The sequence below is a fragment of the Enterobacter cloacae complex sp. 2015409 genome (genome assembly GCF_041365315.1).
Lineage (GTDB): Bacteria > Pseudomonadota > Gammaproteobacteria > Enterobacterales > Enterobacteriaceae > Enterobacter > Enterobacter pseudoroggenkampii.
Genome location: NZ_JBFTVM010000003.1, coordinates 36986 through 62317, shown reverse-complemented (window position 1 = coordinate 62317; position 25332 = coordinate 36986). Strand labels below are relative to the sequence as shown.

Genomic DNA, 25332 nt, shown 5'->3' with positions numbered 1-25332 from the left:
ACTCAACCAAATTGCTATCAGGTTGCCTATACTCCACCCAGGACTAAGAGAGGAAGCGCATCATGAGTACACCATTGTTAATTGCCCGGACGCTGGAAAAAGAGCTGTATTTACTGCCCGCGATGGCGAACCGCCACGGTTTGATCACCGGCGCGACCGGGACGGGGAAAACCGTCACCCTGCAAAAGCTGGCGGAGTCGCTTTCGGAGATTGGCGTACCGGTCTTTATGGCTGACGTGAAAGGCGATTTAACCGGTGTCTCTCAGGAAGGGACGGCCTCTGAAAAACTGCTCGAACGGCTGAAGAATATAGGCATCACGGACTGGACGCCGCATAACAATCCGGTAGTGGTGTGGGATATCTTTGGTGAGAAAGGCCATCCGGTGCGCGCCACCGTCTCCGATCTCGGCCCGCTGCTGCTGGCCCGTCTGCTTAACCTCAACGACGTGCAGTCCGGCGTGCTGAATATTATCTTCCGCATTGCCGACGATCAGGGGCTGCTGCTGCTTGATTTTAAAGATCTGCGCGCCATTACGCAGTATATCGGCGATAACGCCAAATCCTTCCAGAACCAGTATGGCAACATCAGCAGCGCCTCGGTGGGCGCCATTCAGCGTGGGCTACTGACCCTGGAGCAACAGGGTGCCGAACACTTCTTTGGCGAGCCAATGCTGGATATCAAAGACTGGATGCGCACCGACAGCAGCGGCAAAGGCATCATCAACATTCTGAGTTCGGAAAAACTCTACCAGATGCCAAAGCTCTACGCCGCCAGCCTACTGTGGATGCTCTCCGAACTGTATGAACAGCTACCGGAAGCGGGCGATCTGGAAAAACCGAAGCTGGTGTTCTTCTTTGACGAGGCGCATCTGCTGTTTAACGACGCGCCGCAGGTATTGCTGGATAAAATTGAACAGGTCATTCGCCTGATCCGCTCCAAAGGGGTCGGCGTCTGGTTTGTCTCGCAAAACCCGTCGGATATCCCCGATAACGTGCTCGGTCAGCTCGGCAACCGCGTGCAGCACGCCCTGCGCGCCTTCACGCCGAAGGATCAGAAAGCGGTGAAAGCCGCCGCGCAAACCATGCGCGCCAATCCTGCCTTTGATACTGAAGCGGCGATTCAGGCGTTAGGCACTGGTGAAGCGCTGATCTCTTTCCTGGATGCGAAGGGCAGCCCGTCCGTGGTGGAACGCGCCATGGTGATTGCCCCCTGCTCGCGCATGGGGCCGGTTACCGACGATGAACGTAACGGCCTGATTAACCACTCTCCGGTTTACGGGAAGTACGAAGACGAGGTGGATCGCGAGTCCGCTTTTGAGATGCTGCAAAAAGGGGTACAGGCGACCACCGAATCGCAGGATGCGCCTGCCGCTAAAGGGCAATCTGTCGCCGTGGATGACGGTATTCTCGGGGGGCTCAAAGACATCCTGTTCGGCAGCACCGGGCCGCGTGGCGGCAAGCGCGACGGCGTGGTACAGACCATGGCGAAAAGCGCGGCGCGACAGGTCACCAATCAGATCGTGCGCGGCATGCTGGGGAGTCTGTTAGGCGGCCGTCGCCGGTAGACGGGGAATCCACGGGCGGCCCAGCGCCGAACCCTGTACACCGTTCTCCTGCAGATAGCGGTCGATTTCCACCATCCCCGTCCAGCGGTTCTCACACCATAGCGGTGCCAGAAGCGTTGGACGGCGGGCGCTGGCCGAAATACGGTGGTAGACAATTTCCGGCGGCGTGTGGCGAATCATCTCCCCCGCCGTCACCGAATAGTCCTCAAGCGCAATACCGTTTAACCGCCCCGCTTCCCAGGCTTTCGCCATAATGCTTCCCGTAACAATATGCAGCGGGTGCAGCTTGATGCCGTCCACGCCGGTCTCAACTACCCTCTCCAGCGTTTCAAGGCCATGCTGTTGACCTTCGCCGGGCAGACCGACAATCAGATGCGAACAGACCTTCAGCCCGCGCTCACGGGCCAGGCGCGTGGTGCGCTGGTAGCAGGCGAAATCATGGCCACGGTTAATACGGTGCAGGGTTTTGTCGTGCGCGGTTTGCAGGCCCAGCTCCAGCCAGATCTCGTAGCCTTGTTCTTTGTACTCGCTGAGCAGGTCCAGCACCGCGTCCGGCACGCAGTCCGGGCGCGTGCCCACGCACAGCCCAACGATGTTAGCCTGGCTGACGGCCTGCTGATACATAGAGCGCAGCACCTGCACCTCCGCCCACGTGCTGGTGTAGGCCTGGAAATAGGCCAGATATTGCTTCGCGCGGTTCACCAGGCTGGCCTGATGGGCAAGCTGTTCCGCGATAGATTTATGCTGCTGGGCTTCGTCAGCAAAGGACGCAACGTTACAGAAGGTGCAGCCGCCGCGCCCGATGGTGCCATCACGATTCGGGCAGCTAAACCCGCCGTGCAGCGTCAGCTTATGAACCTTTTGCCCGTACCGCTGCAAAAGATCCCCACCAAACATATTGACTAATTTCTGTAACTGCATAATCTGATAGACCGTCCCGAAGAAAGGGGACAAGCCTGCCACTTTTAGCCTCTGTCGGCGATGACCTGGATCAATCGCCCTGGACGGCCTTTATCTATATGAATAAATACTCAGGATTACTGCAATTTCATTCACGCTACTCGTGATTACTTTTCCTTATGTTCTGATTGTTTTTTTCATTTATAGCGCCGTCACTGAAAAACAGTGACTTTATGCGGGTTTGAAGGAAATGCCAGATTATTATTCTGCTATAAAACCGCTATTCAGCACGCTACATTGATAATACCGCTTACATATAGTGAGTCAGATCACACTCCGCTACGTCCTGTCAGGGCATATAATCAATGTAAATATAGTTAAATATCCTTTAATTACAATCATATAAACTCTCTTTAGCACATTTTTGTATAAATAAGAATGCCATTTGACCTGTGTACCAATTCCCGATAAGTTGGAAATCCGCTGGAAGCTTTCTGGATGAGCGGCCTGCTCATCATATTTATGCAGTAATTGAGATTCCCTCTGAAGCAAGTCCTCAAACTTGTTTACCTGCGCGAAAGGATGAAAAAGAGGGCGAATGCGAGGTCCGCGTATGAAACGCAAACCCCGTCGCCATGCTCTTTCTGTGCCTGTGCGCCACGGTAAAGTTCAGTGGGAAGCCCGACGAGCCTGGGGAGGTTCACTGATATGTTGTACGATAAATCCCTTGAGAAGGATAACTGTGGTTTCGGCCTGATCGCCCACATAGAAGGCGAACCTAGCCACAAGGTAGTGCGTACTGCTATTCACGCACTGGCCCGTATGCAGCACCGTGGCGCCATCCTTGCCGATGGTAAAACCGGCGACGGTTGCGGCCTGCTGCTGCAAAAACCGGATCGTTTCTTCCGCATCGTGGCGGAAGAGCGCGGCTGGCGTTTAGCCAAAAACTACGCTGTCGGCATGCTGTTCCTGAATCAGGATCCTGAAAAGGCTGCCGCCTCACGCCGCATCGTCGAAGAAGAACTTCAGCGTGAAACCCTGTCGATTGTCGGCTGGCGCAATGTGCCAACCAACGAAGGGGTACTCGGTGAAATCGCCCTCTCCTCGCTGCCTCGTATTGAACAGATTTTCGTCAACGCGCCTGCGGGCTGGCGTCCGCGTGATATGGAACGCCGTCTGTTTATTGCCCGCCGCCGTATTGAAAAACGTCTCCAGGACGATAAAGAGTTCTACGTCTGTAGCCTCTCTAACCTGGTGAACATTTATAAAGGTCTGTGTATGCCGGCTGACCTGCCGCGCTTCTACCTGGACCTGGCGGACCTGCGTCTGGAATCGGCCATTTGCCTGTTCCACCAGCGCTTCTCCACCAACACCGTTCCACGCTGGCCGCTGGCTCAGCCGTTCCGCTACCTGGCGCACAACGGCGAGATCAACACCATCACCGGTAACCGCCAGTGGGCCCGCGCCCGTACCTATAAGTTCCAGACGCCACTGATCCCGGACCTGCACGATGCCGCACCGTTCGTGAACGAAACCGGCTCTGACTCCAGCTCGATGGATAACATGCTGGAACTGCTGCTGGCGGGCGGGATGGATATCGTGCGCGCCATGCGTCTGCTCGTGCCACCGGCCTGGCAGAACAACCCGGATATGGATCCTGAGCTGCGCGCGTTCTTCGACTTTAACTCCATGCACATGGAGCCGTGGGACGGTCCGGCGGGCATCGTGATGTCCGACGGCCGTTTTGCCGCCTGTAACCTGGACCGTAACGGTCTGCGTCCGGCGCGCTACGTCATCACCAAAGACAAGCTCATCACCTGCGCCTCTGAAGTCGGTATCTGGGATTACCAGCCTGACGAAGTGGTCGAGAAAGGCCGCGTCGGTCCGGGCGAGCTGATGGTAATCGACACCCGCGGTGGGCGCATCCTGCACTCCGCCGAAACCGACAACGATCTGAAAAGCCGCCATCCGTACAAAGAGTGGATGGAGAAGAACGTGCGTCGTCTGGTGCCGTTCGAAGATCTGTCGGACGAAGAAGTGGGCAGCCGCGAGCTGGACGACGATACCCTCGCAAGCTACCAGAAGCAGTTTAACTACAGCGCAGAAGAGCTGGACTCCGTCATCCGCGTGCTCGGTGAGAACGGCCAGGAAGCGGTCGGCTCGATGGGTGACGATACCCCGTTTGCCGTGCTCTCCAGCCAGCCGCGCATCATCTATGACTACTTCCGTCAGCAGTTCGCGCAGGTGACTAACCCGCCAATCGATCCACTGCGTGAAGCACACGTGATGTCGCTGGCCACCAGCATCGGTCGCGAGATGAACGTCTTCTGCGAGGCCGAAGGCCAGGCGCACCGTCTGACCTTTAAATCGCCGATCCTGCTGTACTCCGATTTCAAACAGCTTACCACCATGAAAGAGGAGCACTACCGCGCCGACACGCTCGATATTACCTTCGACGTGAACGAAGCGAGCCTCGAAGAGACGGTGAATGCGCTGTGTGACAAAGCCGAACAGATGGTGCGTAACGGTACCGTTCTGCTGGTGCTGTCCGATCGCAACATCGCGAAAAACCGTCTGCCGGTACCGGCCCCGATGGCGGTTGGCGCTATCCAGACGCGTCTGGTCGATAAGAGCCTGCGATGCGACGCCAACATCATTGTGGAAACCGCAAGCGCGCGCGATCCGCACCACTTTGCCGTGCTGCTGGGCTTCGGTGCGACGGCGATCTACCCGTACCTGGCCTACGAAACGCTGGCCCGTCTGGTGGATACCCGCGCGATCGACAAAGATTACCGCGCGGTGATGCTGAACTACCGTAACGGCATCAACAAAGGTCTGTACAAGATCATGTCCAAAATGGGCATCTCGACCATTGCCTCCTACCGCTGCTCGAAGCTGTTTGAAGCGGTCGGCCTGCATGACGAAGTCGCCAACCTCTGCTTCCAGGGCGTGGTCAGCCGCATCGGCGGCGCCGGTTTTGCTGACTTCCAGCAGGATCTGGTGAACCTGTCCAAACGCGCCTGGCTGGCACGTAAGCCGCTGGATCAGGGCGGTCTGCTGAAATACGTTCACGGCGGCGAATACCACGCCTACAACCCGGACGTGGTGCGCACGCTGCAGCAGGCGGTTCAGAGCGGCGAATACCGTGATTATCAGCAGTATGCTGAGCTGGTGAACAACCGTCCGGCGGCAACGCTGCGCGACCTCATTGCCCTGAACCCGGGTGATGAAGCGGTCAGCATTGACGAGGTTGAGCCGGCATCCGAGCTGTTCAAACGCTTCGACACCGCGGCGATGTCCATCGGCGCGCTGAGCCCGGAAGCCCACGAAGCGCTGGCGGAAGCCATGAACAGCATCGGCGGCAACTCTAACTCCGGCGAAGGCGGTGAAGATCCGGCCCGTTACGGTACCAACAAGGTGTCCCGCATCAAGCAGGTGGCATCCGGTCGCTTTGGCGTAACGCCAGCGTACCTGGTCAACGCCGACGTGATTCAGATTAAAGTCGCTCAGGGTGCGAAACCGGGCGAAGGCGGCCAGCTGCCGGGTGATAAAGTTACCCCGTACATCGCCAAACTGCGCTACTCGGTACCGGGCGTGACGCTGATCTCCCCGCCACCGCACCACGATATCTACTCTATCGAGGACTTAGCGCAGCTGATTTTCGACCTGAAGCAGGTCAACCCGAAGGCGATGATCTCCGTGAAGCTGGTTTCCGAACCGGGCGTCGGCACCATCGCCACCGGCGTGGCGAAAGCCTATGCGGACCTCATCACCATCGCCGGCTACGACGGCGGTACCGGTGCAAGCCCGCTCTCCTCCGTGAAATATGCGGGCTGTCCGTGGGAGCTTGGCCTGGTGGAAACCCAGCAGGCGCTGGTGGCTAACGGTCTGCGTCATAAGATCCGCCTGCAGGTGGACGGTGGCCTGAAAACCGGCCTCGACATCATCAAGGCGGCGATCCTCGGTGCGGAAAGCTTCGGCTTCGGTACCGGCCCAATGGTTGCACTTGGCTGTAAATACCTGCGTATTTGCCACCTGAACAACTGCGCAACCGGCGTGGCAACCCAGGACGAGAAGCTGCGTAAGAATCACTATCACGGTCTGCCGTTCAAAGTAACCAACTACTTTGACTTCATCGCCCGCGAAACCCGCGAGCTGATGGCGCAGCTGGGCGTGAAGCGTCTGGTAGACCTGATTGGCCGCACCGATCTGCTGAAAGAGCTGGAAGGCTTCACCGCCAAACAGCAAAAGCTGGAGTTGAGCAAGCTGCTGGAAACCGCGCAGCCGCATCCTGGCAAAGCGGTCTACTGCACCGAGAACAACCCACCGTTCGATAACGGCGTACTGAACGCGCAGCTGCTGCAGCAGGCGAAGCCGTATGTGGACGACAAGCAGAGCAAAACGTTCTGGTTTGATATCCGCAACACCGACCGCTCCGTGGGCGCCTCCCTTTCCGGTTATATCGCGCAAACGCACGGTGACCAGGGGCTGGCGGCGGATCCGATTACCGCGCACTTCAGCGGTACCGCGGGTCAGAGCTTCGGCGTGTGGAACGCAGGCGGCGTTGAGCTTTACCTGACCGGCGATGCCAACGACTACGTCGGCAAAGGCATGGCGGGCGGTCTGCTGGCGGTGCGTCCTCCGGTTGGCTCAGCCTTCCGCAGCCATGAAGCCAGCATCATCGGTAACACCTGCCTGTACGGCGCGACCGGCGGTCGCCTGTTCGCAGCAGGCCGTGCGGGCGAGCGTTTTGCGGTGCGTAACTCCGGTGCCATCACCGTGGTGGAAGGCATTGGCGATAACGGTTGTGAATACATGACGGGCGGGATTGTTTGCGTTCTGGGTAAAACCGGCGTGAACTTTGGCGCGGGCATGACGGGTGGTTTTGCCTACGTCCTGGATGAAGACGGTGAGTTCCGCAAACGCGTGAACCCGGAGCTGGTGGAAGTGCTGGACGTTGATACGCTGGCTATCCACGAAGAACACCTGCGCGGTTTGATCACCGAACACGTGCAGCATACCGGTTCTTCGCGCGGCGAAGAGATCCTGGCGAACTGGCCGGCGTTCTCTGCGAAATTCGCGCTGGTTAAGCCGAAGTCCAGCGATGTTAAAGCCCTGTTGGGTCACCGTAGTCGTAGCGCAGCAGAGCTGCGCGTGCAGGCGCAGTAAGGAATTCAGATGAGCCAGAACGTATACCAGTTTATCGACCTGCAGCGTGTTGATCCGCCAAAGAAACCGCTGAAGATCCGCAAAATTGAATTTGTTGAAATCTACGAGCCGTTTTCAGAGGGCCAGGCCAAAGCGCAGGCAGACCGCTGCCTGTCCTGCGGTAACCCTTACTGTGAATGGAAATGCCCGGTACATAACTACATCCCGAACTGGCTGAAGCTGGCCAACGAAGGACGTATTTTTGAAGCCGCCGAGCTGTCTCACCAGACCAACACCCTGCCGGAAGTGTGCGGCCGCGTGTGTCCTCAGGACCGTCTGTGCGAAGGTTCCTGTACGCTGAACGACGAGTTCGGCGCGGTGACCATCGGCAACATCGAGCGCTATATCAACGATAAAGCGTTCGAGATGGGCTGGCGTCCGGATATGACCGGCGTGAAGCAAACCGACAAGCGCGTGGCGATCATCGGCGCGGGCCCGGCGGGCCTGGCCTGTGCGGACGTGCTGACCCGCAACGGCGTGAAGGCGGTGGTCTTTGACCGTCATCCGGAGATCGGCGGTCTGCTAACCTTCGGTATCCCGGCCTTCAAGCTGGAAAAAGAGGTCATGACCCGTCGCCGTGAAATCTTCACCGGCATGGGCATTGAGTTCAAACTGAACGTGGAAGTGGGCCGCGACGTGCAGCTCGACGACCTGCTGAAGGATTACGACGCCGTGTTCCTGGGCGTGGGCACCTATCAGTCCATGCGCGGCGGTCTGGAGAACGAAGACGCGCCGGGCGTGTACGACGCGCTGCCGTTCCTGATTGCCAACACCAAGCAGATCATGGGCTACGGCGAAACCGCCGATGAGCCTTTCGTCAGCATGGAAGGCAAACGCGTGGTGGTGCTGGGCGGCGGTGATACCGCGATGGACTGCGTGCGTACCTCCATTCGTCAGAATGCGGCACACGTGATCTGCGCCTACCGTCGTGACGAAGAGAACATGCCGGGTTCTAAACGCGAAGTGAAAAACGCGCGTGAAGAGGGCGTGGAGTTCCAGTTCAACATCCAGCCTCTGGGTATTGAAGTGAATGCCAACGGTAAAGTGAGCGGCGTGAAGATGGCGCGCACGGAGATGGGGGCACCGGATGCGAAAGGCCGTCGTCGTGCGGAAATCGTCGCCGGTTCTGAACACGTGATCCCGGCCGATGCCGTGGTGATGGCGTTCGGTTTCCGTCCTCACAGCATGGAGTGGCTGGCGAAGCACAGCGTTGAGCTGGATTCGCAGGGCCGCGTGATTGCGCCAGAAGGCAGCGATAACGCGTTCCAGACCAGCAACCCGAAAATCTTCGCCGGTGGCGATATCGTTCGCGGTTCTGACCTGGTGGTGACGGCGATTGCCGAAGGCCGCAAGGCGGCTGACGGTATACTGAACTACCTGGAAGTGTAAAAAAACAGGCCCGATTGGGCCTGTTTTTTTTATTTCACGACGCGAAGAGCCGGACGGCCACCGCGCGGAGGCGGATCGTCATCAGGGTCATTGTCGTCGTGATGATCGGGTTTATCGCCATCAATAAGTGACATCACCGTGTCGCTTTCGCGCTCATCGGATGCGTTGTCATCATTCAGGCTGGCAACATCTTCATCATACGCCGCTTCCGGCTCGAACATGGTACCCGCCCCGTTTTCACGCGCGTAGATAGCCAGCACGGCTGCCAGAGGTACGGAAACCTGACGCGGCACGCCGCCGAAACGCGCGTTGAAGCGCACTTCATCGTTTGCCAGCTCCAGATTACCCACCGCACGCGGCGCAATGTTCAGTACGATCTGTCCGTCACGCGCGTATTCCATTGGAACCAGCACGCCCGGCAACGTCACATCCACAACCAGGTGCGGCGTGAGCTGGTTATCCAGCAGCCATTCATAGAAGGCGCGCAGCAGATACGGACGGCGTGGGGTAAGTTGTGACATTTCCACAGTCATTAGCCTCGGCCGAGACGCATTTCACGTTCCGGTTCAGTTAAAGATGCCAGGAAAGAGTCGCGTTCAAATACGCGAGTCATATAGCCTTTCAGCTCTTTCGCGCCAGGACCGCTGAACTCTACGCCCAGGGTTGGCAGACGCCACAGCAGCGGTGCCAGGTAGCAATCCACCAGGCTGAACTCATCGCTCAGGAAGAACGGTTTCTGACCAAACACAGGCGCGATTGCCAGCAGCTCTTCACGCAGCTGCTTACGTGCAGCGTCAGCTTCAGAAGCGGAACCGCTGACGATAACGTTCATCAGCGAGTACCAGTCTTTTTCAATACGCTGCATGTACAGGCGGCTTTCACCACGCGCGACAGGGTAAACAGGCATCAGTGGCGGATGCGGGAAACGCTCATCCAGATATTCCATAATGATACGGGATTCCCACAGGGTCAGCTCGCGATCCACCAGCGTCGGTACGCTTTGGCTCGGGTTGAGATCGATCAGATCCTGAGGCGGGTTATCCTTTTCCACATGCTCGATCTCAAAACTGACACCCTTCTCGGCCAGCACGATACGAACCTGATGGCTATAAATGTCAGTAGGACCAGAAAACAGCGTCATTACCGAACGTTTGTTGGCAGCGACAGCCATGAAAACCTCCAGGTATATTCAGAATTTTTACTGCTACCAGCCCAACAGGGGCCAGCCAGATGTTGTATCGCCCATCCCAGAGAAAACACATTGTTCAAGAAACGAACAAAAATCGAGTATTCACCGATATTTGGGCAGAAAATTGGATGATAGTTTACCAGATTTTGATGGCTTTGTGGTGAGGGGATTCTGGAAATGTGGAAAAAGAGAAGATATATGTATGGAGATTGTGGATAACCTGCGCATTATCCATAAAAAAACCCGCCGAAGCGGGTTTTTCGCCAATCGTTCTGCGTAAGCAGAATGGATTAACGTTTGGAGAACTGTGGACGACGACGTGCTTTACGCAGACCCACTTTCTTACGTTCAACCTGACGCGCGTCACGAGTAACGAAGCCAGCTTTACGCAGTTCAGAACGCAGGGATTCGTCGTACTCCATCAGAGCGCGGGTGATACCGTGACGGATCGCACCTGCCTGACCGGAGATACCACCACCTTTAACGGTGATGTACAGATCCAGTTTTTCTACCATGTCAACCAGTTCCAGCGGCTGGCGAACTACCATGCGGGCAGTTTCGCGACCGAAGTATTGTTCCAGAGAACGCTGGTTGATTACGATTTTACCACTGCCCGGTTTGATGAAAACGCGAGCTGCGGAACTTTTGCGGCGACCAGTGCCGTAGTATTGATTTTCAGCCATTGCCTATAATCCCGATTAGATGTCAAGAACTTGCGGTTGCTGTGCCGCGTGGTTGTGCTCGTTGCCTGCGTAAACTTTCAGTTTACGGAACATAGCACGACCCAGCGGGCCTTTTGGCAGCATGCCTTTAACCGCGATTTCAATCACACGCTCAGGACGGCGAGCAATCATCTCTTCAAAGGTCGCTTCTTTGATACCACCGATGTGGCCGGTGTGGTGATAGTACACTTTGTCAGTACGCTTGTTGCCGGTTACAGCAACTTTATCAGCGTTCAGAACGATGATGTAATCACCGGTATCAACGTGCGGAGTGTATTCCGCTTTGTGCTTACCGCGCAGGCGACGAGCCAGTTCAGTAGCCAGACGGCCCAGAGTTTTACCGGTCGCGTCAACAACATACCAGTCGCGCTGTACGGTTTCTGGTTTAGCTGTAAAAGTTTTCATTAAAAGCTTACCCAAATAATAAGTTACACGTTGGTGAACACCCAAACGTTTAGTCAGTTGAGGTTCACACGACAAAGTCCGGCAAACCTACCCCTTCGAATAGCTAATGCCGACACATAGAAAGTTTCGGGAAAAAAACCTTCTCGTAACGTGGGGTCGCAAGATTATAGAGAAGTTGAGGTCAAAGATCGACCCTTAAATGTGATTTGGAATGGGTTTTTCGGGGGTAAGTATTGCGCGGTCTGGTGCCCTCACCCCCGGCCCCTCTCCCACAGGGAGAGGGTGGCATTTATTAACGTCTGGTGCCCTCACCCCAGCCCCTCTCCCACAGGGAGAGGGTGACGTTTGTTACGGCATATGCTCCAGCTTCAGGTATTCCTCGCTCTGCATCTCCTGCAGGCGCGACAGGCAGCGCTGGAATTCAAACTTCAGCCGCTCGCCCTGGTAAATCTCATATAAAGGTACCTCGGCGCTGACCACCAGCTTGACGTGGCGCTCATAAAACTCGTCCACCAGCGCAATGAAGCGCCGTGCTTCGCTCTCCATCAGCCGCGTCATCACCGGTACATCCAGCACCATGACGGTGTGGAACAGACGCGAAAGCGCAATGTAGTCGTGCTGGCTGCGGGCATCCACGCAGAGCGTCGTAAAGGAGACCGCCAGCGTTTGGTTTTCGACGCCAAGGGTGGGCAGCGGGCGATGGTTAATCTCGAGTTCCGGGGCGTGATCGCGTTTTGCCCCCGCCAGCGCCAGCCAAAGCTTATCCATCTCGCGGGTGGTCTCTGCATTTAACGGCGAAAGCCACAGGTGCGCCTGTGTCAGGGTGCGCAGACGATAATCGACACCGGCATCGACGTTCATGATGTCGCAGTGCTGCTTGAGGGCGTCGATGGCGGGCAGAAAGCGTGCCCGCTGCAGGCCGTTACGATAGAGCTCATCCGGCGGGATATTCGACGTGGCCACCAGCGTGATTCCGCGGGCAAATAGCGCTTTCATCAGGCCACCTAACAGCATGGCATCGGTGATGTCAGACACAAAAAACTCATCGAAGCAGAGCACGTCGGTTTCCGCCTTGAACCTGTCGGCCACAATCTCCAGCGGATCGCTTTTACCCTGCAGTGCGGTCAGCTCTTCATGCACCCGCAGCATAAAACGATGGAAGTGCAGGCGCTGTTTGCGTGCGCCCGGCAGGCTCAGATAGAACAGGTCCATCAGCCAGGTTTTTCCGCGACCGACCCCGCCCCACATATATAAACCGCGCACCGGCGCATGAGCCTGCGGCGCTTTTTTACCGAGCAACCGCCCAAACGCCGCCTTTAGGCCACCGTTCTGTTCGACTTCAGCGGGTTTTGCCGTGAGCTCCTGATAAATCATCTCCAGACGGTTTACCGCCTCACGTTGAACGTCATCCGGCTGATGAGTGCCCTCGTTTAGGGCCAGTTGATATCGCGATGCAGGGGACAGGTTTTGCATAATCTTATTGTTATTCCTTCAATTAACGCTCACCAGCAGACGCGACTGATGAAAAAAAGGCCGTTCTACACTACGCGATGATACGTCAGGATTCCACTTCTACGGAAATAGCGGTTATAGTGGCATTATCAGGCACAGGCAGGAGCCGAGCCAACACCCTACGGAACAACAAGACAACGGGAGAAGTTCATGACCTGGGAATATGCGCTAATCGGTTTAGTCGTCGGCATCGTTATCGGTGCTGTGGCCATGCGTTTCGGTAATCGCAAATTGCGTCAGCAGCAGTCACTGCAGTACGAACTGGAAAAGAACAAAGCCGAGCTGGAAGAGTATCGTGAAGAGCTGGTCAGCCATTTTGCCCGTAGCGCCGAGCTGCTGGACAACATGGCGACCGACTATCGTCAGCTGTATCAACATATGGCCAAAAGCTCCAGCAGCCTGCTGCCGGAAATGACCGCGGAAACCAACCCGTTCCGCAACCGTCTGGCTGACTCTGAAGCCGGTAACGATCAGGCGCCCGTTCAGATGCCTCGCGACTATTCCGATGGCGCGTCCGGCCTGCTGCGCGGCGGTGTAAAACGCGATTAATCGCACAACCTGAATTTATTTTACGGGCGCAGCGATTGCGCCCGTCCTTTCTTGATGACCCCAGCTATCATTTAGTTAAACACCTCATTGTTCAGCGGTTTAAAATTCAATAACATCAACGTGTTTTTGGGGCCGTTTTTCCTTTATTCCAGGTTACGAGAGTCAACATCGATGAAGAAAAAAAACCAGCTGTTGAGCGCTATCGCGTTAAGTGTCGGGTTATCTCTCTCGGCGTCCGTCCCTGTATTCGCCGCCATCCCCACCCAGGTGCCTGGCCAGGCGGCCATTCCAAGCCTCGCACCCATGCTGGAAAAAGTGTTGCCTGCGGTCGTCAGCGTTCAGGTTGAGGGTACCGCAGTACAAAGCCAACGCGTCCCTGAAGAACTGAAAAAATATTTTGGCGATGAGTCTCCCGACCAGCAGGCTCAGCCTTTTGAAGGCCTGGGTTCTGGCGTCATTATTGATGCGGCAAAAGGCTATATTCTGACCAACAATCATGTCATCAGCCAGGCCGATAAAATCAGCGTCCAGCTGAACGATGGCCGCGAATTCGATGCCAAACTGATCGGCGGAGATGACCAGAGCGACATCGCGCTGTTGCAGGTGCAAAACCCGAGCAACCTGACCCAGATTGCCATCGCGGACTCCGACAAACTGCGCGTCGGCGATTTTGCCGTCGCCGTGGGCAACCCCTTTGGTTTAGGGCAGACCGCGACTTCCGGGATCGTCTCCGCGCTGGGACGCAGCGGCCTCAATCTGGAAGGGCTGGAAAACTTTATCCAGACCGATGCCTCCATCAACCGTGGGAACTCCGGCGGGGCATTGCTCAACCTTAACGGCGAGCTAATAGGGATTAACACGGCGATTCTGGCCCCGGGCGGCGGCAGCATTGGGATCGGTTTTGCTATCCCCAGCAATATGGCCAAAACCCTCTCTCAACAGCTCATTCAGTTTGGCGAAGTCAAACGCGGGCTGCTGGGTATTAAAGGCATGGAGATGAGCGCGGATATTGCAAAAGCGTTCAATATCAACGTACAGCGCGGGGCGTTTGTCAGTGAAGTGCTGCCAAACTCCGGCTCGGCAAAAGCGGGCGTGAAATCGGGTGATGTGATCGTCAGCCTGAACGACAAACCGCTGAGCAGCTTTGCAGAACTGCGTTCGCGGATTGCCACCACCGAACCCGGTGCCAAAGTGAAGCTGGGCCTGATACGTGACGGTAAGCCGCTGGACGTTGAAGTCACGCTGGATAAGAGCACCTCTTCCTCTGCCAGTGCGGAGCTTATCGCCCCGGCCCTGCAAGGGGCTACGTTGAGCGATGGGCAGCTGAAAGACGGTACGAAAGGCATTCGCATCGACACCGTCGAGAAGAGCAGCCCTGCCGCACAGGCCGGATTGCATCAGGATGACGTGATCATTAGCGTAAACCGCAATCGCGTGCAGTCCATTGCCGAACTGCGCAAGTTGCTGGAAAGTAAACCGGCGGTTATTGCCCTGCAGGTCATGCGTGGCAATGAGTCCATCTATATACTGTTGCGCTAAGCATTTGTGACCCGGACATCACCGCTGCGTGTGATGTCCGGATAACTCATGTTATGCTGCAAATCGTTCCTTTTTTAACGACACGCGCATCATGCTTTTAAAGCTCTTACGTTCTATTGTCATCGGTTTGATTGTCGCTGGCCTGCTGCTGCTGGCGCTGCCGTCTATACGTCAGTTCAATAAACTGTCGGCTCCCCAGTTCGATAGCACGGATGAAACGCCAGCCACCTATAACCAGGCCGTCCGCCGTGCCGCACCTGCCGTGGTTAACGTCTATAACCGTGGTCTGAACACCTCAGCCCACAACCAGCTGGAGATCCGTACTCTCGGCTCCGGCGTAATCATGGATGAGCGCGGCTACATTATTACCAACAAGCACGTGATTAACGATGCCGACCAGATCATCGTCGCCCTGCAAGATGGCCGCGTATTTGAGGCGTTACTCGTTGGATCTGACAGCCTGACCGACCTGGCCGTGCTGAAAATTAACGCCACGGGCGGTTTGCCGGTCATCCCGATCAACCGTAAACGTACCCCGCATATTGGTGACGTCGTCCTGGCTATCGGTAACCCTTACAACCTGGGTCAGACCATCACCCAGGGGATTATTAGCGCGACCGGTCGTATTGGCCTCAACCCCTCCGGGCGGCAGAACTTTCTGCAAACCGATGCCTCCATCAACCACGGTAACTCCGGCGGGGCGCTGGTCAACTCGCTGGGCGAACTGATGGGCATCAACACCCTCTCGTTCGATAAGAGTAACGACGGCGAGACGCCGGAAGGGATCGGCTTTGCTATTCCATTCCAGCTGGCGACCAAGATCATGGATAAGCTGATCCGCGACGGACGCGTGATCCGCGGCTATATCGGTATCGGCGGGCGCGAAATTGCACCGATGCATACCCAGGGCGGCGGTATCGATCAGATTCAGGGGATTGTGGTGAATGAAGTGTCGCCTGGTGGCCCGGCCGCTAATGCGGGTATTCAGGTAAATGACGTCATTGTGTCGGTCAACGGCACGCCAGCGGTCTCTGCGCTGGAGACGATGGACCAGGTGGCAGAGATTCGTCCGGGCTCTATCATCCCTGTTGAAGTCATGCGCAACGATAAGAAACTGACGCTGCATGTGACGATTCAGGAATATCCGGCCACTAACTGACAGGCATAAAAAAACGGAGCGATAAGCTCCGTTTTTTTTTGCCGGAAGACGGTTCGTTTTACTTGTTAACGAACTCTTCACCCAGGGTGATATCTTTCTTCAGCGTATCCAGCATACCTTCCATCGCGTGTTGTTCAAACGCGCTCAGCGTACCAATGGATTTACGCTCTTCGATACCGTTTTTACCCAGCAGCAGCGGTTGAGAGAAGAAGCGAGCGTGTTCGCCATCGCCTTCAACGTAAGCGCATTCAACAACGCCTTTCTCGCCCTGCAGAGCGCGAACCAGTGACAGGCCAAAACGCGCAGCTGCCTGGCCCATAGACAGGGTTGCAGAACCGCCACCCGCCTTCGCTTCCACCACTTCGGTGCCCGCGTTCTGGATGCGTTTAGTCAGGTCAGCCACTTCCTGCTCGGTGAAGCTCACGCCTGGGATCTGCGACAGCAGAGGCAGGATGGTGACGCCAGAGTGACCGCCAATGACCGGCACTTCCACTTCTGTTGGCTGTTTGCCTTTCAGCTCAGCAACAAAGGTGTTGGAACGGATGATATCCAGCGTGGTCACGCCGAACAGTTTGTTTTTGTCGTAAACACCCGCTTTCTTCAGCACTTCTGCCGCGATAGCCACGGTGGTGTTCACCGGGTTAGTGATGATACCGATGCATGCTTTCGGGCAGATTTCTGCAATCTGCTGCACCAGGTTTTTCACGATGCCCGCGTTGACGTTGAACAGGTCTGAACGATCCATGCCTGGCTTACGCGCCACGCCTGCAGAAATCAGCACCACGTCAGCACCCTGCAGTGCAGGACGTGCATCTTCACCGGAGAAGCCTTTGATTTTTACAGCGGTCGGGATGTGGCTCAGGTCAACCGCCACACCTGGGGTTACCGGAGCAATATCGTACAGGGAGAGTTCTGAGCCTGAAGGCAGTTGGGTTTTCAGTAGTAGGGCAAGCGCCTGGCCGATACCACCAGCAGCGCCGAGGACTGCGACTTTCATCCTAAACTCCTTATTATGGTTAACTTAAGTATCTGTAAATCCGTTGCGGCGACCATAATTCAGCAAGTAAATAATTACAATTTTCGTAGCTAAAGAATTTGAGGTCACGCGACTTTATCTCTCATCAGAAGACTATCTGACGACAAATGGCAACGCATTAAGAGGTGGTTACAATACACCCTGCCCCGCCACCAAAACAACATCATTTTGATAACATTTAATTTACTTTTAAGCTTATTTGCGCGGCGTGACCCAGGCATGTTTTCTGATAACGAAATCTGATAAAATCACTCCCTTTCATAACATTATTTCAGCCTGGCGCTGGGTAGATAATTTGCATAAAAATTCATCCACATGCATAATAATGTTGTTTCTATCGTCATATTCCGGGTGACTTATGCGAAGCTCGTCTAAGCAAGAAGAATTAGTAAAGGCGTTTAAGGCGCTACTCAAAGAAGAGAAATTCAGTTCTCAGGGAGAAATTGTTCAGGCGCTGCAGGAACAAGGCTTCGATAACATCAATCAGTCGAAAGTCTCCCGCATGTTAACGAAATTTGGCGCGGTGCGTACCCGTAACGCCAAGATGGAGATGGTCTATTGCCTGCCGGCAGAACTTGGCGTGCCGACCACCTCCAGCCCGCTCAAAAATCTGGTTCTGGATATCGATCATAACGACGCCGTAGTGGTGATCCACACAAGCCCTGGCGCCGCACAGCTGATTGCCCGCATGCTGGACTCGCTGGGTAAAACGGAGGGGATCCTGGGGACTATCGCCGGCGATGACACCATCTTTACCACACCAGCCAGCGGTTTCTCCGTGAAAGATCTCCACGAAGCGATTCTGGTTCTGTTCGAACAGGAACTCTAATCCCCTCTCCCCGTAGCGTCGCTACGGGGATCGTTCTGCTTACGCTGCGTTTCCCCCTCTTTTCTACTGCCCTTCACTTTGACAAATAGTGCTTTTTACCACCCATTAACATTCATCTGGTGAATGCTAAATCAAAAAATCGCACAAAAAATCAAAAGCTACTATCCATATGATTTAATTAGATATAACCACCACAATCGAACAAAAAACACCCAATATTATGCAATTTGGTTATAAAAAATAGTCTGGTTAACACGTAATAACAATAGAAACCATTAGTCTGGTATTAATTTTTACCGTTATTAGTGTATACTTGATTTTGTGATGAGGGTCACGAAACAAGACCCCACTAAAAAATTCGACGAGGTAAGAATCATGAAAATCAAATCAACTGTAGCGGCGCTGAGCGTCCTGTCTGTCCTGTCATTCGGTGCTTTCGCTGCCGACTCTATCAATGCTGACCAGGCGCAATCCCGCCAGGCCATCGGTACGGTTTCTGTCGGCGCGGTCGGCACATCGCCAATGGACATGCGTGAGATGCTGAACAAAAAAGCGGAAGAACAGGGTGCGTCATCCTATCGCATCATCGAAGCGCGTTCTGGTGACCACTGGCACGCCACCGCTGAGCTGTACAAATAAGTTTTAGTAATAACTGAAAACGTAAATCTCCCCTCAACGGCACCAGGCATAAAAATAGCGGTTCAACCCTTCTCGCCGTTGAGTAAAAAACCCTATTCAGGAGTAAAGACTATGAAAACCAAATTGATCATCGCAACCCTCGGTCTGGCATCCGTTCTCTCTTTCGGCGCAAGTGCAGCCGTACAGCAGGTGAATGCCGACCAGGCACAAAATCTGCAGCCAATGGGCAGCGTATCCGTGACGTCAGTCACCGGTTCCCCGATGGATATTCGTCACGAACTTGCCGCCAAAGCTGAAAAAGCAGGCGCCAGCAGCTATCGCGTCACCGAACTGAATCAGGGTGACCACTGGCATGCAACGGCAGAGCTGTATAAATAAACCCTCGTCGTATCTCATCATACGACTTGCCCCTGGCCTCATGGTCAGGGGCTTTTTTTTTGATTCAATGCCGCGCGTTAAAGCGCAGCTGCCCTTCAAGCTCTTCTTCCGCTTCATCGAAAAGCAATATCAGCGCGCCAAAACGTCTGCGAAGCTTATCGGGCAAATGGATGAACTCAATTTCCAGCGGTAGCGGCAGCAGGCTGCCGGTCACCACGTCCCACAGCGTATCCAGATTCGTCACGCTTTCCCGTTCAAGATCAAACACCCGGATAAATTCACGGTAGAAGTCTTCCTGACTGTCGATCTCGTCAAAATCAAACGTATAGGTTTTCATTGCCAGCCACCCAGTCCAGGCGAGCGGCAGATGCCGCCCTGTCTATTATAATCCCCCAATATGCAGGGTTTTAACTTCCAGATACTCTTCCAGCCCCAGCACGGAGCCCTCTCGTCCAAGACCTGACTCTTTTACGCCGCCAAAGGGGCCGAGCTCCGTGGAGACGGCACACTCGTTAATGCCAATCATCCCGCTCTCGATTGCCTGTGAAACGCGGAAGACCCGTGAGAGATTCTGGGTATAGAAGTAAGCCGCCAGCCCATAGGGCGTGTTGTTGGCGCGCTGGATAACTTCATCTTCCGAGGTGAAACGGAAGCACGCCGCCACCGGGCCAAACGTCTCTTCTTCTGCCAGCTTCATGCCTTCATGGCAGTCGCCCAGTACGGTTGGCATCCAGAAATTCCCACCAAGCGGATGGGGCTTACCCCCAGCCAATACGATTGCGCCCCGGGCAACGGCATCGTCGACATGCTCACGCACCTTGTTGACCGCAGAAGGTTCAATCAGCGGCCCGACGACCACCCCTTCGTCAAGACCATTGCCCACCTTCAGCCCATTCACCGCATCGGCAAGTTTATTCACAAATTTGTCGTAAACGGTTTCCTGAATATAAAAACGGTTCACGCTGACGCAGACCTGCCCGGCATTGCGGAACTTGTTGGCGATCGCCCCCTTAACCGCTGCGTCGATATCCGCATCCTCAAAAACGATATAAGGAGCATTTCCCCCCAGCTCCATCGAGACTTTCTTCATGGTTTCTGCGGCGTTACGCACCAGCGTTTTGCCGACGGAGGTTGAACCCGTAAAGGAGATTTTACGCACGTCCCGGCTTGCCATAATCGCATCGCTGATTTCATGCGTATTCCCGGCCACGGCGTTGAGCACGCCGTCGGGTACACCGGCCTGTTTTGCCAGGGTAAGCAGCGCAAAGGCACTAAGCGGTGTGTTATTGGCCGGTTTGATCACCCCGGTACATCCTGCTGCCAGCGCCGGGCCTAACTTGCGGGTGAGCATGGCCATCGGGAAGTTCCACGGCGTAATCGCCGCGACCACACCAATGGGTTCACGGGTCGCCAGAATGCGTGAGCCGGGTTTGATCGGCGGAATAATTTCACCGTTCGCGCGTTTGGCTTCTTCGGCAAACCACTGGATAAAGCTGGCGGCGTACTCGACTTCTCCCTCCGCCTCTTTCAGGGGTTTGCCCTGTTCGGTGGTCATTAACCGCCCGAGCCAGCTTTTATTCTCAATAATCAGTTCGTACCAGCGGTAGAGAATCGCCGAACGCTCTTTTGCGGTTTTGGCACGCCAGGCCGGGAAGGCTTTGGTGGCCGCTGCGATAGCGTCTTCGGTTTGTGCTTTACCCGCCTTCGCGACTTTAGCGATGACTTCCCCGGTCGCGGGGTTAAGTACATCGAACGTCGTGTCCAGCGTTTTCCAGATCCCGTTGACCAGAAAACCGGTCTGAAAAAGGATGTGATCCTGAAGCGCCTGGGTCGTCATGTGTCCTCCCTTCCTGAAATGTAAGAACGTGCTGGAATAAGTATAGCCACAAAAAAACCGACGCTTTTGGCGTCGGTTTTTTTACTTCAGTCAGTTATCCGTGAGGGCATTCTGGTAGCGATGCAGCATAAACACCAGCCGTCCTACCGGCTCGGTCACCTGAGGCGGTGCTTCCCAGTGCTTTAGCTTCTCCTGGTAGATATCGAGCTCTTCAAGCAGCTGCGTAAAGTAACGACGCCGTTTGTCATCACTGCTGGCGGAAAGCACGTGATCGGCAGTACGACGCAGCTGGCGGTGCCAGGCCGACAGATCGTCGTTGATCGGCACGGGCGCGTTACGCAGACGCTGGTGCGCGATGATCATGGTTAACGCCAGGCGGAACTTCGCGATATCGCCCGGGAACTTGTTCAGCAGTAAAAACAGCTGCTGGTAGAGCGCGGGCAGGTGGTTCTCTTTACGGCGCGCGGTATTGGTTGTCATCGACGACACGGCAGCCGACACGAACTGGTTCAGCAGCACGCGGCCCGTTCTTGCCTGCGAGTTATCCCGAACCAGAAGTATCACCATCATGGCCAGGAAACAGCCCACCAGCTGACCTAACGCGCTGTCGAGGAACTGGCTGAAATGGAAGGTCATCGGGTTATCGAGCACGATGATGTTAATCGTACTTGCCAGCGCCCCCAGCGATCCCAGGCGCCGCTTTTGTACTTCAATGCCGATAAAGAACGCCATTACCGCCAGACTAATACAGAGCAGCAGCATGCTCTGCTGGGTAGACGGGATGATGACCAGAAAATAGAGCGCGCCTATCGGCAGGGCGGCAATGGTGCCGTAGAGGAAATCAATGGCGACCATTCGCGGGTTAGGCAGACGCATCGCCAGTGCGGTCACGACGGCAATCATCACCATCGCGCCGCTGCCGGACGTCCAGCCCGTCCACAGCCAGAACAGCGTGCCGAGCATGCAGGCAAGCGTCGTACGCCAGAAGTTGACCATGGCGTGATGGCGCTCGGCGGATTCCGCTTTGATCACCACTTCCCCCTGCAGTACCTCTTCTTCCGCCGCGCTGATTTTGGTGTTCCCGATCACGCCGCGCTTCAGCAGCAGGTAGCGCGTCGCGGCGCCGACCCAGGTGTAAATAGTTACAGGCGTGTCGCGCTCCCCAGTCCAGGCAATCACCCGACGCATGCGCTTAAGCTGCTTGTGCACGTCCTGCACGGTTTCCACCGGCTCGGCAAACAGTTCGCGGAACGTATCGGTGACAGCTTCCGGTCGGGTGTTCTGAATCAAATAGGTTTCACATGCCTGGGTAATCAGCGTCAGAGAGACGGTGTTGAGGGCTTTCAGGCGACGATTCGCGCGAGCCCAGCGCGAGGACTCCATATTAAGGTTGCTGCGCATCCCTTCCAGCGCCTGCGTACGACGTACCAGCCCGCTCCAGGCTTTATCCACCTCTTCGCTGTCGCCATGCTTAATGCAGAGCTGCATCAGCTGGTACTGGGCAACCATCAGCGCGTCAAGCTCAAGGTCGACTTCCTGCTTGATGGAGCGCGGGGAGAACAGCAGGTCAGCGACGATTGCACTGACAATACCAATCACAATCTCGCTGCAGCGCTCCACCGCAAACTGTGGGGCGAGCAGCGGTTCAGACTGAATGGTGATGACAATAATCAGCGCGGTATAGCCCGCCAGCCCCCAGGCGTAGGAGTTCTCCACTTTCACCAGAGACGAGATCCAGGTGCAGAAACCTGCCCAGATACAGCAGACCATCAGCATCAGCAGCGGCGTGCGGATCATCAGAATAATAATGGTGAGCGCCGCGAAACAGCCGATAAACGTCCCGATGATACGCAACATCCCGCGATAGCGGATCGCGCCTGAATAGGGTTCCCCACCCGCAGCAAAGGCCGGGCCCGCCGCGACAATCGCAGCCGTCAGCACCGCCCAGCGAGGGGTTTCAAGCTGGAAGTGGAAGCCGACAAACAGCGCCAGCACGATGGCGCACGCCAGCTTCACGGCGAAGCGAATGTGCTGGCTGGCGATGGAAAAGATACCCATGTCGATTAACCAAACTCGCGCAGGCGGTGGGCAATTTTACGGAAGAATGAATCCTGGCTGGCATCCCGGTCTTTTTCACCGGTAATCACCACCGTCGCCGTGGTACCCGCAGGCCACAGATTTCCCTGCTGTTCATCCAGGTGGATACGCACCGGCACGCGCTGGGCCAGACGCACCCACTCGAGGTTGGAATCTACCGTCGCCATCCCTTTGGCATCGTTAGAGCTGCTGGAGTTAGTCACCCCTGCGGCAACGCTGTCGACGGTACCTTTAAAGACGCGATTGCTGCCCAGCGGCGTGATCTCCGCGCGATATCCTGGACGTACGCCTTCCAGCTTGGTCTCTTCCATATAGGCGAGCACGTAGAAGGAGTTCTGTTTCACCAGCGCCACGGCGGTTGAGCCGCGGGTAATGAATTCCCCGGCGTAGACGTTCAGGTTGGTCACCCAGCCATCCGACGGCGCACGGATCACGGTGCGCTCCAGATCGAGCTTCGCCAGATCGCGCGTTGCCTGCGCTTTCGCCAGCTGGTGGAGCACGGTCTGCAGCACGTTGTTGGACTGGTCAATCTCTTCACGGGACATTGCCTGAACGCCCAGCTGATTACGGCGGCCAGCCTCGCGGCGTTTCTCCGCAGCCAGCGCCTGGTAATAGGCCACGTCCGCTTCCGCCTCTTCCAGCGCTTTCTGGTAACGAGGCTGGTCGATGGTGAACAGGACCTGATCTTTCTTCACCAGCTGGTTGTCGTGGACGTTGACCGCCGTGATAAGACCGGCCACGTCAGGGGCGATGGCCACCACATCGGCGCTGAAGCGTGCATCACGCGTCCACGGTGATTCGGTGTAATAGACCCAGGCGCGGAAAATAGCGATGAAGGCGAGGATAACCAGCGCCGTAGTAATGGCAGTGCGGGAGATTTTTCTTGTTAGCGTTTTCACATCAACCTCAGACAAACATGCGCGATATCAGATAGAACAGGCAGCAATACAGCGCGGTATTGAACAATGCAGGGTGCCAGACGAAATCGTAGATCCCGGTAGGGACCAGCACCTTGCGCACCAGCCAGAAGATCGCCAGTGATAAAAGAAGCTCGAAAAATATCGGTGGGAACGACAGACCGAACACCACGATAACGGGAAACAGACTCATGTTGACCTTGATTAGAGAGAGTGCAGGCTTCAGAATTTTTTAGCGCACGCCATCGCAGGAGAGCAAGAAACGCCGGGCGAGAATGGCGCAGCCGTTATGTAATAAATAATATATTAACGTAACTGTTATGCTGTTATCTATAATATGTGATCTAAATCACTTTTAAGCCAGAGTGAACAATGGAACGTTTAAAACGCATGTCGGTCTTCGCCAAAGTGGTTGAACTGGGCTCCTTTACCGCCGCTGCACGCCAGCTTCAGATGAGCGTCTCATCCATCAGCCAGACGGTGTCCAAACTGGAAGATGAGCTTCAGGTCAAGCTGCTCAACCGCAGCACCCGCAGCATTGGGCTGACGGAAGCGGGTAAAATTTACTATCAGGGCTGTCGCCGCATGCTGCTTGAAGTGCAGGATGTTCACGAACAGCTTTATGCCTTCAACAACACCCCCATCGGCACGCTGCGCATCGGGTGTTCTTCAACTATGGCACAAAATGTTCTCGCTGCCATGACCGCGGATATGCTGAAAGAGTACCCCGGGCTTACCGTCAATCTGGTGACGGGTATCCCGGCGCCGGATCTGATTGCCGACGGGCTGGACGTGGTGATCCGCGTCGGCGCGCTGCAGGATTCCAGCCTGTTCTCGCGTCGGCTGGGCAGCATGCCGATGGTGGTCTGTGCATCGAAAAGCTATCTGGCGCAGTACGGTGTGCCGGAAAAACCCGCCGACCTCACTAACCACTCATGGCTGGAGTACAGCGTGCGGCCCGACAATGAATTTGAGCTGATCGCTCCGGAAGGGATCTCCACCCGACTGCTGCCGGAAGGGCGTTTTGTCACTAACGATCCGATGACCATTTCGCGCTGGCTGGTGGCCGGCGCCGGGATCGCCTACGTGCCGCTGATGTGGGTGATCAACGAGATCAACAGCGGCGTGCTGGAGATCCTCTTCCCACGCTACCAGTCCGATCCGCGCCCGGTGTACGCCCTGTATACCGAAAAAGACAAACTCCCGCTCAAGGTACAGGTGTGTATTAACTATCTGACCGAGTATTTTGTGGACGTGGCGGAGCTGTTTCAGGGGATGCGGGGAAGAAGGAAGGAATAATCGATTTATCCCTGAAAGTATATGAGCGATGAATATTTCCAGGATAAAACCCCTCTGCATTCTGGAATATTCCTTCGCCACTATCAGGAATAGCTAATTGACACTGCCGCCGCCCGCCCTTTACTTTATAAACAGTCTGCTGTTCAGACTGTAATTAATTTGT

Annotated in this window: 22 protein-coding genes; 10 read left to right on the top strand and 12 right to left on the bottom strand. The window is 55.6% G+C overall.

The annotated features are described in order from the left end of the window. Positions 1-62 precede the first annotated feature (62 nt). Positions 63-1565: a helicase HerA-like C-terminal domain-containing protein gene (locus ACDO57_RS16260; RefSeq protein WP_370884265.1), complete on the top strand. Its 1503-nt coding sequence runs from the start codon at positions 63-65 to the stop codon at positions 1563-1565. Here the strand turns inward: ACDO57_RS16260 and ACDO57_RS16255 are convergent. Continuing rightward, positions 1545-2486: a TIGR01212 family radical SAM protein gene (locus ACDO57_RS16255; RefSeq protein WP_370884352.1), complete on the bottom strand. Its 942-nt coding sequence runs from the start codon at positions 2484-2486 to the stop codon at positions 1545-1547. The two genes, ACDO57_RS16260 and ACDO57_RS16255, sit on opposite strands and share 21 nt — an antisense overlap. Before the next feature lie 687 nt (positions 2487-3173). Here ACDO57_RS16255 and gltB point away from each other — a divergent pair. Further along, positions 3174-7634, top strand: coding sequence for a glutamate synthase large subunit (gene gltB, locus ACDO57_RS16250; protein ID WP_032645059.1), 4461 nt, complete (start codon positions 3174-3176; stop codon positions 7632-7634). A 9-nt stretch (positions 7635-7643) separates the two neighbouring features. Continuing rightward, positions 7644-9062: a glutamate synthase subunit GltD gene (gene gltD, locus ACDO57_RS16245; protein ID WP_023309377.1), complete on the top strand. Its 1419-nt coding sequence runs from the start codon at positions 7644-7646 to the stop codon at positions 9060-9062. 29 nt (positions 9063-9091) lie between these two features. Here gltD and sspB read toward each other — a convergent pair whose 3' ends face one another. The 5 genes from sspB to zapE form a co-directional block, all read right to left on the bottom strand. Continuing rightward, entirely contained in the window at positions 9092-9589 is a 498-nt protein-coding gene (sspB, locus tag ACDO57_RS16240) for a ClpXP protease specificity-enhancing factor (protein ID WP_024906337.1), read from the bottom strand. Positions 9590-9594: 5 nt separating this feature from the next. Next, positions 9595-10233 carry a stringent starvation protein SspA gene (gene sspA / locus ACDO57_RS16235; protein WP_023333624.1) on the bottom strand — a complete coding sequence of 213 codons (639 nt, stop codon included), beginning with the start codon at positions 10231-10233 and terminating at the stop codon, positions 9595-9597. A 308-nt stretch (positions 10234-10541) separates the two neighbouring features. Next, complete coding sequence (gene rpsI / locus ACDO57_RS16230) at positions 10542-10934, bottom strand: 30S ribosomal protein S9 (protein WP_003860436.1); 393 nt, start codon at positions 10932-10934, stop codon at positions 10542-10544. A 15-nt stretch (positions 10935-10949) separates the two neighbouring features. Then, positions 10950-11378, bottom strand: a complete 429-nt coding sequence (gene rplM / locus ACDO57_RS16225; RefSeq protein WP_006178824.1) for a 50S ribosomal protein L13 — start codon at positions 11376-11378, stop codon at positions 10950-10952. 348 nt (positions 11379-11726) lie between these two features. Continuing rightward, a complete protein-coding gene (gene zapE / locus ACDO57_RS16220) occupies positions 11727-12851 on the bottom strand; it encodes a cell division protein ZapE (RefSeq protein WP_208763299.1) in 1125 nt (374 codons plus the stop codon). Positions 12852-13040: 189 nt separating this feature from the next. On the opposite strand from zapE, the gene zapG reads away from it, so the two are divergent. The 3 genes from zapG to degS all read left to right on the top strand — a co-directional run bounded on the left by zapG (position 13041) and on the right by degS (position 16137). After that, on the top strand, positions 13041-13439 hold the full coding sequence (gene zapG / locus ACDO57_RS16215; RefSeq protein ID WP_008502832.1) for a Z-ring associated protein ZapG: 399 nt from the start codon (positions 13041-13043) through the stop codon (positions 13437-13439). Positions 13440-13610: 171 nt separating this feature from the next. Further along, entirely contained in the window at positions 13611-14978 is a 1368-nt protein-coding gene (gene degQ, locus ACDO57_RS16210; protein ID WP_024906335.1) for a serine endoprotease DegQ, read from the top strand. A gap of 91 nt (positions 14979-15069) precedes the next feature. Further along, positions 15070-16137 carry an outer membrane-stress sensor serine endopeptidase DegS gene (gene degS, locus ACDO57_RS16205; protein ID WP_024906334.1) on the top strand — a complete coding sequence of 356 codons (1068 nt, stop codon included), beginning with the start codon at positions 15070-15072 and terminating at the stop codon, positions 16135-16137. A gap of 58 nt (positions 16138-16195) precedes the next feature. Here the strand turns inward: degS and mdh are convergent, their stop codons facing one another. Then, the gene (gene mdh, locus ACDO57_RS16200) at positions 16196-17134 is read right to left on the bottom strand and encodes a malate dehydrogenase (RefSeq protein WP_023309387.1); all 939 of its coding nucleotides are present in this window, start codon (positions 17132-17134) and stop codon (positions 16196-16198) included. Positions 17135-17531: 397 nt separating this feature from the next. Here mdh and argR point away from each other — a divergent pair, with 397 nt between their 5' ends. From argR to yhcN (ACDO57_RS16185), 3 genes are all read left to right on the top strand, one after another. After that, positions 17532-18002 (top strand): transcriptional regulator ArgR, encoded by a 471-nt coding sequence (gene argR, locus ACDO57_RS16195; RefSeq protein WP_023309388.1) that lies wholly within the window; start codon positions 17532-17534, stop codon positions 18000-18002. A gap of 375 nt (positions 18003-18377) precedes the next feature. Next, positions 18378-18641, top strand: coding sequence for a peroxide/acid stress response protein YhcN (yhcN, locus tag ACDO57_RS16190; protein WP_024906333.1), 264 nt, complete (start codon positions 18378-18380; stop codon positions 18639-18641). 111 nt (positions 18642-18752) lie between these two features. After that, positions 18753-19019 carry a peroxide/acid stress response protein YhcN gene (gene yhcN, locus ACDO57_RS16185; RefSeq protein ID WP_024906332.1) on the top strand — a complete coding sequence of 89 codons (267 nt, stop codon included), beginning with the start codon at positions 18753-18755 and terminating at the stop codon, positions 19017-19019. 64 nt (positions 19020-19083) lie between these two features. Here the strand turns inward: yhcN (ACDO57_RS16185) and ACDO57_RS16180 are convergent, their stop codons facing one another. From ACDO57_RS16180 to aaeX, 5 genes are all read right to left on the bottom strand, one after another. After that, the gene (locus ACDO57_RS16180) at positions 19084-19356 is read right to left on the bottom strand and encodes a barstar family protein (protein WP_008502839.1); all 273 of its coding nucleotides are present in this window, start codon (positions 19354-19356) and stop codon (positions 19084-19086) included. Between the two features lie 45 nt (positions 19357-19401). Next, complete coding sequence (locus tag ACDO57_RS16175) at positions 19402-20856, bottom strand: NAD-dependent succinate-semialdehyde dehydrogenase (RefSeq protein WP_370884264.1); 1455 nt, start codon at positions 20854-20856, stop codon at positions 19402-19404. 90 nt (positions 20857-20946) lie between these two features. Beyond that, positions 20947-22914 carry a p-hydroxybenzoic acid efflux pump subunit AaeB gene (gene aaeB, locus ACDO57_RS16170; RefSeq protein WP_157189789.1) on the bottom strand — a complete coding sequence of 656 codons (1968 nt, stop codon included), beginning with the start codon at positions 22912-22914 and terminating at the stop codon, positions 20947-20949. A 5-nt stretch (positions 22915-22919) separates the two neighbouring features. After that, on the bottom strand, positions 22920-23852 hold the full coding sequence (gene aaeA, locus ACDO57_RS16165) for a p-hydroxybenzoic acid efflux pump subunit AaeA (RefSeq protein ID WP_032650427.1): 933 nt from the start codon (positions 23850-23852) through the stop codon (positions 22920-22922). Positions 23853-23859: 7 nt separating this feature from the next. Further along, entirely contained in the window at positions 23860-24063 is a 204-nt protein-coding gene (gene aaeX, locus ACDO57_RS16160) for a p-hydroxybenzoic acid efflux pump operon protein AaeX (protein WP_003860416.1), read from the bottom strand. Positions 24064-24242: 179 nt separating this feature from the next. Here aaeX and aaeR point away from each other — a divergent pair, with 179 nt between their 5' ends. Beyond that, complete coding sequence (gene aaeR, locus ACDO57_RS16155) at positions 24243-25169, top strand: HTH-type transcriptional activator AaeR (RefSeq protein WP_023309395.1); 927 nt, start codon at positions 24243-24245, stop codon at positions 25167-25169. The last annotated feature ends 163 nt before the right edge of the window (positions 25170-25332 follow it).

What these genes read in the sequence shown, in the direction of transcription:
- degQ (WP_024906335.1), top strand. Translation starts at nt 13,611, where the DNA reads ATGAAGAAAAAAAACCAGCTGTTGAGCGCTATCGCGTTAAGTGTCGGG.
- ACDO57_RS16260 (WP_370884265.1), top strand. Translation starts at nt 63, where the DNA reads ATGAGTACACCATTGTTAATTGCCCGGACGCTGGAAAAAGAGCTGTAT.
- mdh (WP_023309387.1), bottom strand. Translation starts at nt 17,134, where the DNA reads ATGAAAGTCGCAGTCCTCGGCGCTGCTGGTGGTATCGGCCAGGCGCTT.
- aaeX (WP_003860416.1), bottom strand. Translation starts at nt 24,063, where the DNA reads ATGAGTCTGTTTCCCGTTATCGTGGTGTTCGGTCTGTCGTTCCCACCG.
- aaeB (WP_157189789.1), bottom strand. Translation starts at nt 22,914, where the DNA reads ATGGGTATCTTTTCCATCGCCAGCCAGCACATTCGCTTCGCCGTGAAG.
- aaeR (WP_023309395.1), top strand. Translation starts at nt 24,243, where the DNA reads ATGGAACGTTTAAAACGCATGTCGGTCTTCGCCAAAGTGGTTGAACTG.
- sspA (WP_023333624.1), bottom strand. Translation starts at nt 10,233, where the DNA reads ATGGCTGTCGCTGCCAACAAACGTTCGGTAATGACGCTGTTTTCTGGT.
- rpsI (WP_003860436.1), bottom strand. Translation starts at nt 10,934, where the DNA reads ATGGCTGAAAATCAATACTACGGCACTGGTCGCCGCAAAAGTTCCGCA.
- gltD (WP_023309377.1), top strand. Translation starts at nt 7,644, where the DNA reads ATGAGCCAGAACGTATACCAGTTTATCGACCTGCAGCGTGTTGATCCG.
- yhcN (WP_024906332.1), top strand. Translation starts at nt 18,753, where the DNA reads ATGAAAACCAAATTGATCATCGCAACCCTCGGTCTGGCATCCGTTCTC.
- zapG (WP_008502832.1), top strand. Translation starts at nt 13,041, where the DNA reads ATGACCTGGGAATATGCGCTAATCGGTTTAGTCGTCGGCATCGTTATC.
- argR (WP_023309388.1), top strand. Translation starts at nt 17,532, where the DNA reads ATGCGAAGCTCGTCTAAGCAAGAAGAATTAGTAAAGGCGTTTAAGGCG.
- yhcN (WP_024906333.1), top strand. Translation starts at nt 18,378, where the DNA reads ATGAAAATCAAATCAACTGTAGCGGCGCTGAGCGTCCTGTCTGTCCTG.
- ACDO57_RS16255 (WP_370884352.1), bottom strand. Translation starts at nt 2,486, where the DNA reads ATGCAGTTACAGAAATTAGTCAATATGTTTGGTGGGGATCTTTTGCAG.
- ACDO57_RS16175 (WP_370884264.1), bottom strand. Translation starts at nt 20,856, where the DNA reads ATGACGACCCAGGCGCTTCAGGATCACATCCTTTTTCAGACCGGTTTT.
- degS (WP_024906334.1), top strand. Translation starts at nt 15,070, where the DNA reads ATGCTTTTAAAGCTCTTACGTTCTATTGTCATCGGTTTGATTGTCGCT.
- gltB (WP_032645059.1), top strand. Translation starts at nt 3,174, where the DNA reads ATGTTGTACGATAAATCCCTTGAGAAGGATAACTGTGGTTTCGGCCTG.
- rplM (WP_006178824.1), bottom strand. Translation starts at nt 11,378, where the DNA reads ATGAAAACTTTTACAGCTAAACCAGAAACCGTACAGCGCGACTGGTAT.
- ACDO57_RS16180 (WP_008502839.1), bottom strand. Translation starts at nt 19,356, where the DNA reads ATGAAAACCTATACGTTTGATTTTGACGAGATCGACAGTCAGGAAGAC.
- zapE (WP_208763299.1), bottom strand. Translation starts at nt 12,851, where the DNA reads ATGCAAAACCTGTCCCCTGCATCGCGATATCAACTGGCCCTAAACGAG.